General features: G+C 58.9%; 11 protein-coding genes and 6 pseudogenes. 8 read left to right on the top strand and 9 right to left on the bottom strand.

Going from position 1 to position 16,487, the window contains the following annotated elements; genetic code table 11:
• Positions 1 to 263: 263 nt before the first annotated feature.
• The gene (locus EN845_RS29485; RefSeq protein ID WP_082826710.1) at positions 264 to 527 is read right to left on the bottom strand and encodes a hypothetical protein; all 264 of its coding nucleotides are present in this window, start codon (positions 525 to 527) and stop codon (positions 264 to 266) included.
• Between the two features lie 491 nt (positions 528 to 1,018).
• On the opposite strand from EN845_RS29485, the gene EN845_RS29490 reads away from it, so the two are divergent.
• Genes EN845_RS29490 through EN845_RS29500 form a run of 3 tightly spaced genes read left to right on the top strand, consistent with a single transcriptional unit; the run spans position 1,019 to position 5,477 of the window.
• Positions 1,019 to 2,356 (top strand): metallophosphoesterase, encoded by a 1,338-nt coding sequence (locus EN845_RS29490; RefSeq protein WP_127873392.1) that lies wholly within the window; start codon positions 1,019 to 1,021, stop codon positions 2,354 to 2,356.
• A gap of 2 nt (positions 2,357 to 2,358) precedes the next feature.
• Positions 2,359 to 4,425 (top strand): hypothetical protein, encoded by a 2,067-nt coding sequence (locus tag EN845_RS29495; RefSeq protein WP_127873393.1) that lies wholly within the window; start codon positions 2,359 to 2,361, stop codon positions 4,423 to 4,425.
• A complete protein-coding gene (locus tag EN845_RS29500) occupies positions 4,422 to 5,477 on the top strand; it encodes a hypothetical protein (protein WP_063169411.1) in 1,056 nt (351 codons plus the stop codon). The genes EN845_RS29495 and EN845_RS29500 overlap by 4 nt, the downstream gene beginning before the upstream one ends.
• Positions 5,478 to 6,088: 611 nt before the next feature.
• Here the strand turns inward: EN845_RS29500 and EN845_RS29505 are convergent.
• Both EN845_RS29505 and EN845_RS29510 read right to left on the bottom strand, forming a co-directional pair.
• The gene (locus EN845_RS29505; RefSeq protein ID WP_127873394.1) at positions 6,089 to 7,147 is read right to left on the bottom strand and encodes a class I SAM-dependent methyltransferase; all 1,059 of its coding nucleotides are present in this window, start codon (positions 7,145 to 7,147) and stop codon (positions 6,089 to 6,091) included.
• 57 nt (positions 7,148 to 7,204) lie between these two features.
• Positions 7,205 to 7,426: pseudogene (locus tag EN845_RS29510) on the bottom strand (insulinase family protein); the annotation flags it as partial.
• A gap of 586 nt (positions 7,427 to 8,012) precedes the next feature.
• On the opposite strand from EN845_RS29510, the gene EN845_RS36220 reads away from it, so the two are divergent.
• Positions 8,013 to 8,396: a hypothetical protein gene (locus tag EN845_RS36220; RefSeq protein ID WP_245511838.1), complete on the top strand. Its 384-nt coding sequence runs from the start codon at positions 8,013 to 8,015 to the stop codon at positions 8,394 to 8,396.
• An 82-nt stretch (positions 8,397 to 8,478) separates the two neighbouring features.
• Here EN845_RS36220 and EN845_RS36225 read toward each other — a convergent pair whose 3' ends face one another.
• The gene (locus EN845_RS36225; RefSeq protein ID WP_224571023.1) at positions 8,479 to 8,721 is read right to left on the bottom strand and encodes a hypothetical protein; all 243 of its coding nucleotides are present in this window, start codon (positions 8,719 to 8,721) and stop codon (positions 8,479 to 8,481) included.
• A gap of 364 nt (positions 8,722 to 9,085) precedes the next feature.
• Between EN845_RS36225 and EN845_RS36805 the strand changes: the two genes are divergently transcribed.
• Together EN845_RS36805 and EN845_RS36230 are read left to right on the top strand one after the other, a co-directional pair.
• Entirely contained in the window at positions 9,086 to 9,394 is a 309-nt protein-coding gene (locus EN845_RS36805; protein WP_236473435.1) for a helix-turn-helix domain-containing protein, read from the top strand.
• Positions 9,395 to 10,595: 1,201 nt separating this feature from the next.
• Positions 10,596 to 10,790, top strand: a pseudogene (locus tag EN845_RS36230) (DUF459 domain-containing protein); the annotation flags it as partial.
• Between the two features lie 69 nt (positions 10,791 to 10,859).
• Here the strand turns inward: EN845_RS36230 and EN845_RS29530 are convergent.
• The 3 genes and pseudogenes from EN845_RS29530 to EN845_RS36235 form a co-directional block, all read right to left on the bottom strand.
• Positions 10,860 to 12,314 carry a glutamate synthase subunit beta gene (locus EN845_RS29530; protein ID WP_024504270.1) on the bottom strand — a complete coding sequence of 485 codons (1,455 nt, stop codon included), beginning with the start codon at positions 12,312 to 12,314 and terminating at the stop codon, positions 10,860 to 10,862.
• Between the two features lie 41 nt (positions 12,315 to 12,355).
• Positions 12,356 to 12,518 (bottom strand): annotated as a pseudogene (locus EN845_RS29535) (thioredoxin domain-containing protein); the annotation flags it as partial.
• Between the two features lie 275 nt (positions 12,519 to 12,793).
• A pseudogene (locus EN845_RS36235) lies at positions 12,794 to 13,000 on the bottom strand (pyridoxal-phosphate dependent enzyme); the annotation flags it as partial.
• Between EN845_RS36235 and EN845_RS29545 the strand changes: the two are divergent.
• Positions 12,906 to 13,847, top strand: coding sequence for a TauD/TfdA family dioxygenase (locus EN845_RS29545; RefSeq protein WP_281041029.1), 942 nt, complete (start codon positions 12,906 to 12,908; stop codon positions 13,845 to 13,847). The pseudogene EN845_RS36235 and the gene EN845_RS29545 overlap by 95 nt on opposite strands.
• Positions 13,848 to 14,441: 594 nt before the next feature.
• Here EN845_RS29545 and EN845_RS35595 read toward each other — a convergent pair.
• Positions 14,442 to 14,711, bottom strand: a complete 270-nt coding sequence (locus EN845_RS35595) for a hypothetical protein (RefSeq protein WP_024504272.1) — start codon at positions 14,709 to 14,711, stop codon at positions 14,442 to 14,444.
• Positions 14,712 to 15,704: 993 nt separating this feature from the next.
• Here EN845_RS35595 and EN845_RS29555 point away from each other — a divergent pair.
• A pseudogene (locus EN845_RS29555) lies at positions 15,705 to 15,851 on the top strand (multicopper oxidase domain-containing protein); the annotation flags it as partial.
• A 104-nt stretch (positions 15,852 to 15,955) separates the two neighbouring features.
• On the opposite strand, the pseudogene EN845_RS36240 reads toward EN845_RS29555, so the two are convergent.
• A pseudogene (locus tag EN845_RS36240) lies at positions 15,956 to 16,081 on the bottom strand (LysR family transcriptional regulator); the annotation flags it as partial.
• Positions 16,082 to 16,487: the final 406 nt, after the last annotated feature.

Raw genomic sequence — 16,487 nt, forward strand, 5'->3', positions numbered from 1 at the left:
GGTGGCGACGACCGGCGGCCAGCCGGGCGGAGAGCTCGCGCATGCATCGGGGACAAGTCACGCCCCGTAGACCGGGGCTGAATGGCCAAAGCCTCATTCGCTTCGTGAAGGATGGAGAAACTGTATTGGCCATGTGCGCGTATCGACCAAGTAGCTCAGGCGGTCACGGATGTGGTTATTCTGGTCGAAGGTGACGAACGGCCTTGGGGGTCACCTCCTTTAGGATTCAGAGGTTGGAAGACGGCTTCTCGCGATCACGGCCATCAGGAAATACCTGTCTTCGGCTCAACCTCGACATGGCGTCCGATCGACCGCAGATATACAGCTATCTCGTTCATGAGATGATCGCGTTCGCCGTAGATTTCAGCAATCCTACGCAGCTGTGGCTCGACGGCCCTCCGTTGCGCTGGCGTGAAATCAGCATCGCCAAAGACGTATCCCAAGTTGCCAATCGCGCAAATTTTGCAGCCGGCGTCCACAACTGCTTGTACGAATGCCGGAATGTCTTTTTCTTGCATGGTCTTCATGTCGAACCTCTCGTGAATGGCGTGCTTGCGCCCCAATCTGCCTTTTCAGCGTGTCCTCTGGGCGGCGCAAGCCCTGAGCGTGACTGTGCACGGGCAACCTCGACTATCCCATCTGCCACGCTCTTTAGAATCGGTGGGGTCTGGTGATCGCAGGCTGGGCCACTCAAAAGCCTGCAAGAAGAAAGTCATGGCGACCATTGCTCAAGATCGCAAGGGTGCGTGCAAGACCTTCCGTTGGCAGTCATGCACGCTCGCTCAGAGATAGTCCGGCCGCGGAAATTCTCCCTTATTCGTAAGAAAGCTCATTGAGCAACTGGGCATTGAGCAACTGGGTCTCACGTCACGGGTCTCGTGTGCTTCACAGCCGAAAAATAGCCGCCGTGGCAATTCTCGAAAAGTGCAGGCTACCTCGTTAAGGACACTGCGGATGATCGTTCGCGCTTGGCAAAAGCGAACGGATTAGTCTATGGCTCTCGGCAGGGGGGCGAGTTATGCGGCGGGTGCGAATCCTTCAAGTAGGCGATATTCACTATCCGGACTGGCATCCTTCCTCTAGCAACATCGATGCCAAGGATAGCAAGTTCGCTCCGAAAATAACGCAGAAGCTACGCGCGTCTTCGCTGCGTGCCGTCTTGACGAAACTTCGGCGGCTGACGACTTCGAAGCCCTTGGATACGATCGCCTTCATGGGGGATTTCACGAGCCGTGGCGACAAGACCTTCATTGCTTCGGCATTCCAGCATTTCACGTTGCTCTGCCGCGCACAGGGACGCAGTTCAAAGGCGCTTCCGTTGATATTCGTACCGGGAAATCACGATGTGAACCGTGATGACGCGCGCGAACTTGGACCGACTGAGAAATTCAGCGAAATGGCGAGTTTAGCCGCCCGCTTGGGTTGGCAGACCGTTCCCGTGGACCAACCCGTGCACTTCAGACTTCCGACAGGATCCGCAGGCGCAAACTTCATCCTCGTCAACACAGCGATAGGCAGTTGGGAGCTTCAAAACCTTCCCGCGTTCCTTCGTGATCGTCTCGAGGCACTCAGTCCTTCTACAGAGCCTGTAGATCTCGGCTCGCCGGACATCTCGGGACATTCGCCCGCGACACCTCCCAGCGATCCAGACAAGGAGGCGTCCGACGACGAGTATTACGGTCAGATGGACACGCCATACATCTCGCGTGAGATGCTTGCAGGCCTACAGGAATTGCTCCAGCAGCCCGACATGCGTTACGGCATCATGATCGGCCATCACAATCTGCTGCCACAAAAGACTCCGCGCATTACGCCATACGCGGAGATGCTCAACAGCGGATTTGTCAGAACTCAGCTGCTGCAGGGCAACAAGCCTATCGTCTACCTGCATGGACACATACATGCTGATCCGGTCGAGATCGTCAACGATCCAAGGTTTCCGGACGGCAAATTGATCTGCATCTCAGCACCAGAGATACAGTCAGGTTTCAATGAGCTCGTCTTCTTCACGACCGATCAGGGAGAGCTCGTCGGCATCCGACTTATACCCTACCGCACCAATGTCGCCGACGGGACGGTCATGGAAGGCGAACATTGCTTTATTTCGACCATGTCCAACGGCAAGGCCTTTCTGAACAACGACACGTTTGACCTGCTGCGCCGACTGCGCGACCATGCCACCAGGCGCGGGAATGGGTTACTCTTCTGGGACGAGATCACTGAGATTGCTGCCTCCGCCGAGCTCGGGCTAGATCTGGAAGACTCTCTTCTGATGCTCCAAGCGGCGCGCTTCATCGAGATAGACGGCCTCACCAAGGCAAACTCGGCTTGGCGCATTAAGGTAAGGGACGAATAGCGATGGAGAATCCGTTCGGCCCCAACAGGATCGAGTACGAAAGCCGCCCGATACTGTGGTTCAGTCAGAAGTCGGCGTTGATTTCTGCCGCCGCCAAGCCGGTCTTCGTCGCAGGGACGAGAGGCAGCGGCAAGACCAGCATTCTTCGCTCGCTTTCCACAGTCCATATTCTTGAAGACAAAAGTCTCGCGGACCAAGTCGGCAAGCTCGCTTGGTATGGCGTCTTCTTCCAGCTCAATGAGACATTCTCGCCCCTAATCGACAACGCCGTTCTGAACCTCATTCCGGAGCGGATACGCTTCGACACGGCCGCCGTGATCCCGCGGCAATTCGTAATCTTCTCTCACTATCTGGAGCTGAAGATAGTCGAACGCCTGCTCGAGAGCATCGGCCAGCTCAGACGCGACGGCCACTTGAAATACCGGGCCTCCGAAGATAGGGACGTCGCCCTGGCACTGCATCGCGAAGTGCTGCACTTCATACCCCAACCTGCCCGTCTCGACTTCTTCAGCATCGATGAGCTGCGGGGTGGGATAACCCGGTACGTCGACGAATGCTTCAACGCGTTCTTCTTTGCCGCCGATGCCGGAGCGACCGGCTTCAGAGCAACAGACCCTGGCGCGATCATTAACAAGGTCGCGACCGCGATCACTCCACTTTTAAATGGCCCATCTTTCGCCGGTGACAGGGCGCCCTTCTTCAAGATACTGATTGACGACTGTGAAGCACTGACACCGCTCCAACAGCAGTTCCTGAACACCTTGGTGAGAAAGACGCGCGGCAACGTGAAATGGGTCCTCGCCTACATCGGCGGCCTCTACGACACGATCCGGACGATCATACCCGGCCAGTCGCTCTCGAATGCTGACCGGGACGTCGAGAATCTTGATTCAGTCGATCCGAGGGAGTTCGCCACGCTGTGCGAGAACGTGTCGTCGCTTCGGCTGTACTATGCGCTTCCTGACCATCTGCGGAGTGATCTCGAGCGCAACGATGCGCTCAGCGCGTTTTCGCTCAAAAACCGGCTGGGGCGGCTTTCCGTCAATGACATCATCGAGCGGGTTATCATATCGGGTCATTCCGAGGGCAGAGAAGAGCTTGTGGCACTTGCTGATGCAGCACGTGAATTCCTCTCCGTGAATTTGAGGACGGCGGATCAGCAGCAATTCCTTCTTGATCGAAAAGCGCGCCCTTATGCCGAAGGGCTGGCGCTCGCGCTCATGAACCCGGAAATTAAGCGCCGGCCCATGAGCAAGGCGGATGCTTCAAATCTGAAGAGGTCGATCGCCCGGAAACAGGGATGGGCTTTTCTGAAAGCGTGCCAGATGCTGCGTCTGCATGACTACCCGTACGTAGGGCACCAGATCATCACATCATTGAGCGACGTCTGTATACGCGATTTCCTTGATATAATGGGAGAGATCTTCCGCCGCAGTGTTCCGAGTTCCAGTGATCCACGAAAACTGGTGGAATTCATCAACTCGGATTTACAGATTCATCTCGAACAGCAGAGACAGGCTGTGAACGCCGCCTCTCAACGGAAGCTTGATGGACTTCAGGCGCTTTCACATCCGTACGAAGAAGAGAGCGTGCGCATGGTGCGGGCGTTGGGTTACCTGACCGCTCGCCTCCAGACAGAGTTTGCCGAAGAAAATGCTCTAGGAACGACAGAGAGAGGCATTTTCAGGGTTGATCTAAAGGAAATGCGCTCGCTGGTGAACCGACTGGAGCAACCCAGCGGAAAACTGGACGAGGTCCTGCGTCGGGCGGAAAGGGATGGGTTTATCCGGGAGGTCTCCGCCGCCGGCAACTTTGAGGTGGACCGCGCCGACCCCGCATCGAAGGAGATGATGATCAGATTGCATCGGCGATTTGCACCTTACTTCGGGTTCTCCTATCGCGGCCCGTACGAAATCAACACAATCCCTGCGGCGCGGATGGTCGACCTGCTTTTTACCAGGCATCGGCTCCCAGAAGACTGGGCCGACTCGGTGTTTAAGGAGCTCGTCGCGCGGCCCGCACTCAAGACCGAATTCCAGCACTCGCTTTTCGAGAGCGATCTCGAATGACCGCTTCAACTGTCGAGTATCGAGTCTTCGGCCATCTGGCCGTCACCGAGAAGGCGAGAGATGCAGGTACCTGCGAAACGATGGAGGCAGATATCGCGATCGTCGCGCTTGGATGGGAAACGCGTTTCGCCGCGTTCGAAAACCATCTTGACCTGAAGGTCGGCAAGATCGTGGTTCTGGACTTTGCTCTGAAGGAAGCGAACGTCCCAGCCGTCGAAGAAAACCGGCGAAAGCTCATCGCTATGGGTACCCGATGGGGCGTCGAAGTGACTGTGATCACCCTCGAGCCTTCCATCGAGTATCAGAAGAACATCAATCTCCTCGATCACCTGCTCACTCAGATGGCCGCTTCATGTGGCTCATACGAAGGAAGCCTGCGGAAGGTTTTCGTCGAGTGCTCGACGATGCCGCGAATCTACATCCAATGGCTGATTGCGGTGGCATTCAAGAAAATGTCGATTCAGTCTCTCGAATTCGGGTACGCCGAAGGTATCTACGGGAACGCGATCGGCAAAGAGGATTTTTCCAGCGGCTTGGACCGATACGTCACCGTCCCTCATCTTCAAGGCAGCGGAGGAATGGGCGAAGAGAAAGTCCTGCTCGTGGGGATCGGAGGAGATGCCGACGTATTCTACGGATTGATCGATATCGTCAGTCCGGAACGGATCTCGCTCCTCGTCCCAAGAAGCGACAAGAATGCGCATATCGATGCTTTGCTCGATCAACAGGTGGCCAAGGTACGTGAAACCCACCGGCTCGAAGATGGCGAAGTTCGCGACATCCAGGCTTTCGGGCTGATGGCCCACCTCGATGCTTTCGAGACGTATCTCGACGGGTTCGGCTCGCGTGCGGTGGTGAACGTTTTTGTCAGCGGCCCGAAGGTTCAGGCCATCGCTGCTGCCGTGCTCGCCTGCTCCGACAGCCGCGTCCATCTCAAGGCACGAATTCCCACCTCCTATGCCCATCGTGAAGTCTCAGCGAATGGGCGGTATCATATCTATAGGCTGATTGACCTGACATCCCCTGCCTGCAGCCTTCCCGGGACGTTCTGACACTATCTTGCATTCGAGTAGCATCATGGTCCCAGTAGCCGTTCCGCCAAGCCTTCAGCGCATGTTCGTGTCGCCCGATCCGGTCGATGGGGGGCTAATTCCCACTTGGAAGCTGCTCTACATCAGATCAGGGGGGAATGCAGACTGGCAGAATTCCGTCTAATTAGCGACTAGCTAAAACATATACTCAGGCGAGACTGTTCAGCATAGAAATAGTGAGCACTCTCCAATATGTTAGGCTCTGTCGCAGTAGCGCAACAAGCTCAGTCTTTGGATGGGTGGTATGAGGATGAGACGACTGAATGTGTACAGGCTCAGTCTTTTTATCGAGGCTCTCGTTTTTGTCGTAAGCGCGTTCGGTGCGACGTGGCTTACCAGCTTTGTGAACGCGCCATGGTGGACATATGTGATTATAGCGGCCATCGCTATGGGCATGTTCGTCGCCGTGCGTGGGGTCCTTTCTGAGCCGCAACGTATGGGACTCTTGGCACACAACTCGGCAGCGACCTCTGCGTGAACCCAGACGCCTTGAAAATGTGCCCGATGCGTCCGGATTTTTGGCGGTGATCTTCATCAAATGCGATGAGCTGCAATTTCTGGCGACGGCCACGCTAAGGGCGGGCCTCCAGCACCATGTTGAACGGTGTCTCCGCGGCGCGACGCAATCGCTTGAAGCCGCCGCCGGTCACAACCTTGCGCAGCCTCGCCTCACCGGCCTGGGCTCCAAGCGCGAGCCCGACTTCCTGCGACACGGATGCGGGCGTGCACACGAAAGTGGAAGCGGCATAGTAAACGCGGCCGACGGGATTGAGGTTCGCCGCCAGATGATCATGCGCGAACGGCTCGACGATCATCCACGTGCCGTCCGGCTTGAGCGATCCGTGGACATGGGTGGCGGCGCCCGTCGGGTCGCCCATGTCGTGAAGGCAATCGAAGAATGTGACGAGGTCATAGGTTCCGGGATAGCTCTTGGCGGCCGCCACGTCGAACCGCGTGTTAACGCGGACGCCGGCTACCTCGGCCGCCTTGCGGGCGCGCTCAATCGAAGGGGCATGATAGTCGAAGCCGACGAAGCGCGAATTGGGGAAGGCCTGTGCCATGAGCACGGTCGATGCACCATGACCGCATCCAACATCCGCGACGTCCACGCCGCGTTCGAGCTTCTCGACGACGCCCTCCAAGGCCGGCAGCCAGGAGTCGATCAGATTGGCATTGTAGCCTGGACGGAAGAACCGTTCCGTACCGCGAAACAGACACGCGCTATGATCGTGCCACCCGACGCCCTTGCCGGACTGGAATGCCTGCCTCACCTTTTCTTCATCGAGCCACAGCGCGGACAGGAACTCGAATGCGCCTGCCATGAAGGCCGGGCTGTCTTCATCAGCGAACACCAGCTCTTGCTCGGCGTTGAGATAGAATTTGTCGCTCGCTTCATCGTAGTCGACGTAACCCGCCGCCGCCTGCCCGGAAAGCCATTCCCTTACGAGGCGTTCCTGGGTGCCGGTGCGTGTCGAAAGTTCGGCGGCCGTCATCTTGCCGCCTTCGCGCAATGCCTTGAACAGGCCGAGTCTGTCCCCCAGCAGGACTCCCGCGCCCGTTGCGATCGCACCGAGATCGCCGACCATTTTCCCCAAGAATGCGTCCAACTTTTCCTGATTCGCTTCAGACATCTGAATCTCCCTTTGGGTTCAATCTCTCCCAGCGACGGAGCCGTGCTCGTCATGAGGCGCCTTGAGCATCAGATGCTCGAAGACATGCAGATATCCCCGGCGGCTCATTCCGCGCTGCCGATCCTGCACCAGACCATATGGGTGACGACCGGCGCGGTGGTCGGGAATGACAGCCACCTCCATGCCGTTGAAAAGCAGGAAATCCGTCACTTTGCCCTCGTCGGTAACCGGCGGAGCCGGAGTGGTCGTCACCAGGGCAAGCCCTGTTGCAGCAGGTATCCTTGGGCAGCCTGTCAGAACATCGATGACTCCGGTTGTGGTGCCGGGGTGGGCGATCAGGGGCCAAGTGATTGTTCCGCGGCGGCTGTATGTTGTGGTAAGGTGATCATGCGAACTCTTGTTGGTCGGTCACGTGTTTTGCGGATGACCCGCATGTACTGTGCCAAATGAGAAAACCATTCAAACGCAATCCAGTAGATCTGACTGTATCCGACATTGTCGGAATTTGGACATCGCCGAACGCGAAGCGCTCGGGGCTTGTGACGATACTTGAGCGTGCTGCTTCGGAGGAGGGATGAGCCTCGAACCGGCCGCGAGGCCTTTTTCTGGCAACGGATATTCCGGCCGGGTTAGGCCGCGAGGAAAGCGACGGTGAATAAGAGGTAGAGGACCAACCGTTTTGAGCGGGTAGTTGCCGTGTTGCGCCCCCAGGCAAAGGCCAGCACCACGGAGCAGTATTTCTGGTGGCGATACTACAACGCCTTTTAGTGCCGGTTACCCGTTTTTACCCAGTTGGCCTGGTGCATTCAGAGCGAGCTCGTTGGAAACCGCTTATTGTGGCTATGAGCGAACTCGGGATGGAGGAGTGGACCCAAAAATTGGCAAAATGCCCCAGGGAGGATTACATGGGTCGCTCATTCCCCGTACTCGTTACAGGTGCGCGTCGCTTCGCAAACAGCTTGCTTTTGACTTGGCGTTTTTTGCCGTCTCGGCATCGCTCACTAATTCGGCCGCTGCCGACACCGTGAACTGGCGTCAATTCGAAGGGACCAGCATAACTTGGGCCTACGACATCCACCCCTATGCGGATGCTCTCGCTGCGCAATTTCCGGAGTTCGAGAAGCTGACCCGGCATCAAGGTCACGCCGGAACTCTACCCAGACGATTCTTACTGGAACAAGATGACGATCCAACTGCGACGAAGTCGCCAGCATGGGATGTGTTCGGCACTGGCATTCAGCCCGCGTAGGACCTCGCTCCGAGTGGCGCCCTGGAGCCGCTGGACAAATACCTGAGCGATTGGAAGCTTACCGATGCTGGATACGACTACATTACGTGGACATGATCAAGAAGTGCGCGGCTCCTTCCTTCGCGTCCGGCCGCAGCGCGATGACGATCGACTCAAATATGTTCGGCTTCTGGAACGATGTTGCGGGGAAGCCGGCATCCGGCAAGATCGCCTTCGCTCCGCCGCTGCACGCACCGAGCGCCACGAGCTTGGAGTCTGACATCTGGATCTGGGCTCTCGCCATGAACGCGGCTTCCGAAAAGAAGGGCACGGCCTGGCTGTTCATCCCGTGGGCACCTCCAAGCAGGTGGCGCTCAAGGGTGCCCTTGCTGGCCAGCTCGTCAATCCGCCGCGCACGTCGACCTGGCAGACGACACCTGGACTAAGTACGCTTCGCAGCCCGAGTTCAACAACTTCGTTGACAGCTTCAAAAAGATACAGGACCAAGCCGCGCTGGCTTTCACACCGCGTGTCGGCTTCGGCGAAGCCATGAACGCATGGGCCGTGGCGATGCAGAAGATGGTAAACGGCGATGACGTCGAGACGACGTTGAGGGCGCTTGCCGAAGAAATCCGCACTGGCCTCTGATCAAAAGGAACAGGGCAGTACTATTGCACTGCCCTGTTCCCGCCAACGGCGGAGATCACGCCGTGTCACCCCAAGCACTTAAACCCAGCGTGCCGATGGCAGCCGAAGGACCTGGCGCGCGCGCCTCGTCCGGTTCGGCTTCGCTGGAGGGGCGTTCCATCGACTGTTTCAGCCTTGCAATCATCCAGGCGCTGGCCAAAAGCCAGATGGAGCGCCGGCTCAGGAACCGGCGCAAAAACTCGAGCCTGCCGGCGCTGATCGAGCTGGTGCTGGCGCGGCCGCTGGTGTCGGCAGGTCTGGTCGCGGCCGAGCTGAAAATTAGCCAGCGCGCTGCGCTCGGGCTGGTGCCGAACTCGGCATCCGTGAGGTGACCGGCAGGGGGCGCTACCGGGCGTGGGACCCCGTTTAGCTGCGGCGGGCTTTGGCGAAAGCGACAGCACTGATGATTTTTGCTGTACGCTCATTCTCCCTCATCTGCGCGTTGACAGAAAACCAGCAGGCGAGGGTCACAGCACGCTGTGCTCCCCGCGATTTCCGGAAAACCAATGAAAAACGACTTTGATCGATCGCGCGGGACGTATCATTCAACCATGTCGAGAACGGGCGTGACGGCACGTACACTATGGACCGAGAGAACTTTGTCTGGCGACTTTGCGCACGCTTGCAAAACTCTTCGGAAAACTTCCTTCTGTTGATCCAATGATCGTAATGAGCTGGAGTGGCATCGCCGCTCTCCTCGGTTCTTGCTCTCTCAGTTGAACTTGATGCTAGCCTGCACGAAAACGCCGTAGCGCTTTGCCTTCCAATCGTCGGCCTGCGGGGAACCACGACCGCCCATTGCCTCTTCGAAATGAGCGGTGCCGTTATTCGCCACGGCCGCAACACCGCCTCGAGCTGGACGCCATGCCCATCGCCGTCTTCGGAAATTAGCTTGATCTTGGGCGCATGTGGTGCTGATCTTTGCCGTCGAGCCGCGTGAAGAGGAACGCCACGTCACCAGAAAGGCTGAGTCGCTCGGTGAGTTGCGTCTGCCCGGCCAAGCCGAGTCGCAGCGAATGCCAATCGTTGTCCTGGCTGAGAGGTTGACGTAGGTGGGACGGTTGGCACACAGGTTCCCCAGTTGGTCGCCTGCTGCGTGCAACCGAAAGCATCGTAGCTCTCGTGCCAGAAATTGTTGCCAACAAAAGCACCGATGCGGTAGCGCGGTGAGTTCAAGAAATTATATCCAAGATCGGCGGTGAAATAGCTGACGCCGCCCCCGCGCTGATCACTGAATGTGTTTGAGTAGCCCCCCATTTCCGTAAGAAGTCCTCGTCATGAGAAAATCCTCCCTGATGCCGCCCGCACCGAGGAGGCCTTTACGAAAATGCCAGTCGGATTGTGGATCGCGTTGAAGAAGACTTCACTCGAATGCGCGTCTAGATCGTCATAGGTGAGCCGCGAGACCAGTGACGTACCTTTATGATTGTAAAGTTCCTTCGATGCGTTGCCGGTACTGGCCAGTAACGTAGTCCACCCTCGAAGGAAAAGACTGAGGCCGCCGACCCGGCTACCGACGCCGACTCGCAATCACCGGCACTCGACGGCGGTTCGGAACTTCTCGGTGCCGCAGCGCCGGCCAAGCCGGACGGGCCCGGTGAAAAATTCGTCGTCGAGGGCAAGGCGCCCGCTGCTTCGCCCGGCCGCGCCGACGATTTTTCTTGGCCGCCAAGGCGGCAGCCTGCGGCCGGGGCCACAACCGAAACGACCACGGCGATCAGTCCGTAAGCTGCCCGGGGCAGCGGAAGGGCGGAAAGCGCCTTCAGGTGGCCGCACAAGTAGGGTCTCGAGACGGACTCAGCGCGGCAGCACGCTCGATCCCATCAGCGCCTCATCGATGGCGCGCGCCGCCTGGCGGCCCTCGCGGATCGCCCAGACGACCAGCGACTGGCCGCGCCGCACGTCGCCCGCCGCATAGAGCTTTTCGACGCTGGTCCTGTAGTCCCGGTCATTGGCCTCGACATTCTTCGAGCGGCGGCTGTCAATGGCGATCTTCATCTGGCCGGCCAGTTCCGACACCGGCCCGCGAGCGGCTGGCCCGGCAAAGCCGATGGCGATGAACGCGAGATCGGCACGAATGACGAATTCGCTGCCGGCGATCGGCTTGCGCTTTTCGTCGACCTCGCAGCATTTGACCCCGGTCAGCTGGCCGTCTTCGCCGATGAACTCGAGCGTCGCCACCTGAAACTCGCGCTCGGCGCCTTCGGCCTGCGAGGACGAGGTGCGCATCTTGGTCGCCCAGTAGGGCCAGACCGAAAGCTTGTCTTCCTTTTCCGGCGGCTGCGGACGGATGTCGAGCTGGGTGACGCGGACCGCGCCCTGGCGGAAGGCGGTGCCGACGCAGTCGGACGCGGTATCGCCGCCGCCGACGACGACGACATGCTGACCGCCGGCGAGGATCGGATGCGACGGCCACGCCACCGACTGGATCGGTTCGCCGCCGACACGCCTGTTCTGCTGCACCAGATAGGGCATCGCGTCATGCACGCCGCCGAGATCGTCGCCGGGAATGCCGGCCGCGCGCGGCGTTTCGGAACCGCCGCAATAAAGTACGGCGTCATGTTCGGCGAGCAGCTCGGCAACAGGCTTGTCGACGCCGACATTGACGCCGCAATGGAAGGTGACGCCCTCGCCCTGCATCTGCTCGATGCGCCGGTCGATATAGTGCTTCTCGATCTTGAAGTCGGGAATACCGTAACGCATCAGCCCGCCGGGCCGGCTCTCGCGCTCATAGACATGGACGTCGTGGCCGGCGCGGCCGAGCTGCTGGGCAGCCGACATGCCGGCCGGGCCGGAGCCGATGACGGCGACGCGCTTGCCGGTCTTCTTCTCCGGCGGATAGGGCCTGATATGGCCGGTCTCGTAAGCCTTGTCGGCGATCGCCTGCTCGACCGTCTTGATGGCGACGGGAATGTCCTCGAGGTTCAGCGTGCAGGCTTCCTCGCAAGGTGCGGGGCAGATGCGGCCGGTGAATTCCGGGAAATTGTTGGTCGAATGCAGGTTGCGGATCGCATTGTCCCAGTCGCCATTGTAGACGAGGTCGTTCCAGTCCGGGATCTGGTTGTGGATGGGACAGCCCGTTGGCCCGTGGCAGAACGGAATGCCGCAATCCATGCAGCGCGCGGCCTGTTTCTCGACCTCCTTGTCCGACATCGGCAGCGTGAATTCACGGAAATGCCGGATGCGGTCGGAGGCCGGCTGGTACTTGTGCACCTGCCGGTCGATTTCGAGAAAGCCTGTTACCTTGCCCATAGTCCAGCTCCTGCTGTCCAGATGGCGCGCCTGGCGACGCCCTGCAGCTGGATCAGATGGGGCATCCCGTCCCACATGGGCCGCACCAAGTTGCCCAAAATTCGACTATGTACACTTGCCGGGCTCAAAGCTCGTGAGGGGCTCGCCATGCAGCCAGTTCTCGACTCTAATCGAAGGAGCCGGGGACTCCATCTGCAATACCACGTTGCGGTCCAAAGCTATTTCCAAAGGTTTCTGCACGAGCTGGTTTCCTCTCAGAGACGGCACACGGGTTCAGGGAGGAGCGCATCGCTCGTCTTGCCCCATTAAGTGCAGTCACAGTCACTCAGTCTCAAAAGCCATGCCAACGCGCTCAGCGCGCAGTTAGCGCCCATTGCTTCGAAAAACCTCGTCAGTGCCCAGATGTTGGTTGTAATGAACCTGACATTTGTCTGACGCTGTCAGCTTTTGGACACGCGATCACGCGCTTCGTGCCGCCAGGCCAGGCCGAGCCCTGTGTTGCCAGCGGTCGCTTCGATGATTGTACCGCCCGGCGCGAGCTGGCCACGCTGTTCGGCATTAACGATCATCGACAACGCAATGCGATCCTTGATCGATCCGCCGGGATTTTGGCTTTCGAGCTTGACGAAGAGAATTCCTGACTCCGACGTTGTACCGCTGACCAGCCGTGTTGGAGCTGAAATCAGAGGCGTTCGCCTTGGTGGAGACCTTTCGGACGCAGCGATAGCAGCCATCAACCAGCTTCTTCTAAAACACAAGGTGATCTTCTTCCGCGGCCAGGAGCATCTCGACGATGCGGAGCAGGAATTGTTCGCGCGGCGTCTGGGTAACCTTGTACCTCATCCCACGCAGGGGCCGGCAGCCGGCACGGCCTCAATCCTCAATCTCGATTCCGGCCGTGGCGGTGGCAGGCCAGACCAGTGGCATACCGATGTGACTTTCGTCGATGCCTATCCGAAATTCTCGGTCCTACGTGGCGTCGTCATTCCGGCGGCGGGGGGCGACACGATCTGGTCCAACACGCACGCCGCGTACGAGAATCTGCCGGCGCCGCTCAAAATATTGGCGGACAATCTGTGGGCTATTCATAGCAATGCCTACGACTACGCAGCCGTGCGCCCGCGCGCCACAGCCGAAGAGAAGAAGCACTTCGAGGAAGTTTTCACATCGACGATCTACGAGACCGAGCATCCGGTCGTGCGCGTCCATCCGGAAACCGGGGAGAAGTCGCTGCTGCTCGGCAATTTCGTGCAGCGCCTCGTCGGCCTTTCCAAGAGCGATTCCGCCAAACTCTACGAGGTGTTCCAGTCCTACGTCACTGCCCCGGAAAATACCGTGCGGTGGCGCTGGCAAGTAGGCGACGTCGCTATCTGGGACAACCGTGCTAACCAGCATTATGCGGTCAACGACTATGGCGACCAGCACCGGGTTGTGCGTCGCGCTACGGTTGACGGTGACGTTCCGATCGGCGTCGACGGTCGCCGCAGTATAACCCATGTCAAGGCAGCCAAGCCGGCGGCGAAGGCAGCCTGACCGTCTGAACAGGGTAAAGATGAAAACTTCGTATCGCCGCGGCCATATCGCGCTGCTTAACCGCCCCACAAAGCCTTATGATTTCCGAGAAGCAAGGCGAGTTGCGGGCTCGAGGCTTGGCCCGAAATCGAGGTCCTGCAGCGTGGCGCATGGCTCGAGTCGCTGCTCGTGGCCCCGCTGCAGCGGTACAGGTCCCCCACCGCCCCACCATCTCGCCCGCCCTGCACCTCGGATAGCGATCATTCACCGTTTGTTCATTATGATAGCGCACGATCATAACTGGACATGCTGGTAGCTCGTACATGCCTGAAGGCCCTGCGCGCCGACCCAGCGCCGGGGCCTTTTTACTTCCGCAAAATCGATTCCAGCAACGCGGGCACTTCGCAGGATGTCGGAATCCCGCGCTTGCGATGATACGCCGTACAGCGAATTGCGCGAGTCAAACGAATTTGGGTTTCTCAAATATAGAATCGTCGATACCGATCCTGATGGATCGAGCCTCGACGACGAAGTCAACCATCTTCAAACGGAATTATTCAACATTGCCGAGAGCTCCCGGTGTGCCGTCGAAGCCGACATTGGGGAGGTCAGCGGTCACCAACGATCATGGTGATCGCCAGCATCTTTCGTATTCACATAACCGTCGGCCTTGTACTTTCCCGAGGCCATGACATGAGTGGGTCTTCCAAGCACCGATTTGGCCCGGTAGGATTTGCAGGGGGCGCGGACAAGCGGATGAACAAACGGAATGATGCCGGAAAACTGCGCGCGCCTGCTGGGATTTAGCCGACCGTCGATAGGAACATAGCCCTGGTCGACGGCTTTCTGAAGGGCAAGAGTTTCGCCGACCTGGCTCAGGAACATGGCTTGTCGACAACGAGGGTGCGCCAAATCATCGAGAAGGCCGATCGGCTCGTGGGCGGCGCATTCAGACCAAGACTGAAACGTCCAACGCCTCGCCTCGGTCCGATTTCATGGTCGACTATCCCTATGTGTGCAAATGGCCGAGAAGCACCGGCTGGGTAGCGTCACGCCGCATCATTCTTTGCGGAGCTGGAGCGCGCGGGATCGCTGGAGCGGCTGGTGAAAGCGGTTGCCGGGGCGCACAACACGTGAGCTGGCGCCTCGTGTGGCAAAAGGAGAGGGCGAGAGCCCATGGCCTGCAATGAAGCGATCAAGCATTGCGATCGTGGAACCAAGCTAGTCGACCATCCGGACCGCGGCCTTCAATGCCAGCTCGCCTTGGAATCGGCCTTCCAGGAATTGGCTGAGCGCGCAGCGGAATCCGGCTGGACCGAGGAGATAGCCACGCGCTCCTCGAACTCGCCGGCGCGCGCCTCAGGAGCGACTCCGCCAATGACAGACTGAGAGGACGATTAATCGTGCCAGGGCAACGAGAGAGCGGCAGGTTCAAGAAGCTTCGCCTGAACCGATAGGAACGTCGCTGCGCCAATAAAATTGGCGGTGAAGGCTGACCGCGGCCGAGTCGGGCAAGCGAGCGAAGTGCTGAAATAAGGGCGTGAGAATCCAAGACATCGTTTGTAGAGAGCATCGAGCTTCGCGAGATTGTGGTACAGGATCGACCGCAGGTGTTCTCGCAGCGCTCGCAGAACCCGGGATTCTTCCGCGGCACCCGCCAAGGCGAAGAACGGTCAGAGTTGCACGATAACGTTTAAAAGCGAGCCTTCCTCCGAAAGTCTGCGCGCGCAGTTCCACGGTCCGATGCGCTTTCATAGCTATTCCAATCGCCGCGCCCATCCTCTCCCGGATCAGGTCCAGCGGGTCTGCAGTGCATGCGCCCCCAAAGTGGACGCCATTGGGCCGGGTGAACCGGGCTCGATTGCGCGCCGAAGGCCCGTTCCAGGCCCGGAAATCCGGGTCCGTCAGGGCGAGCGCGTGCGGGTCGAGGTAGAGAACGGCCTTGCCGAGAAAACGACCGTGCACTGGCATCGCGTGCGTGTGCCACATGCCATGGATGGCGTGCCTCACCTCACGCAGAAGCCCGCGAAAAGGCAACGGAAGATCTAGCATTTATGGGGGAAATGTTTTTTCGGAGTGCTTGACCCGCAGGAAGGGCAGGGCATGACTGCCTATCGCCCGACCCGGCCGGCCGCACTCATGACCGGCTGGGCTCGGTTAATCCTGCATGCCGCGCCCATGAGGTTGCGCTCTGTCGGGAGTGCGTCGAGCACAACGACGAGATGTAGTTCACGATCTTTGAAACGCGTGGTCAACTATCCAAAGTGTGGATGCCTTTCATCGAAACAAACGATTTCATCAATGTTCTGGAATCCTGCATGGGCAGAAGCACCTGACGCACACCGATGCCCCCACTGCCTCATGGCGTGGCGAGCGTCTTAAGAAACCGCCCGAAAGGAGATTTTTCATGCGCTCTACCGGGCAGTGGAGTGCTGGGAAAGGGAGTTGCAACTGACCGGGTCCGACTTCTTCCGAGCCTATGGACAGACTGGGAGACGCGCACGGTGTAGCGGCTCACATCGTCATACTGCACCTACGCCACACACCGGCCGGACCTGATCCGGCTTTATGAGCATTGGGCTTTGTCAGTTGCCCAAGCGTGATGGCTTTCGCGACGCGGCGCGCCTCAGGAACTGAGCCGCGTCCAGGTCGAAACGCGGG

The organism is Mesorhizobium sp. M8A.F.Ca.ET.202.01.1.1 (assembly GCF_004791595.1).
Lineage (GTDB): Bacteria > Pseudomonadota > Alphaproteobacteria > Rhizobiales > Rhizobiaceae > Mesorhizobium.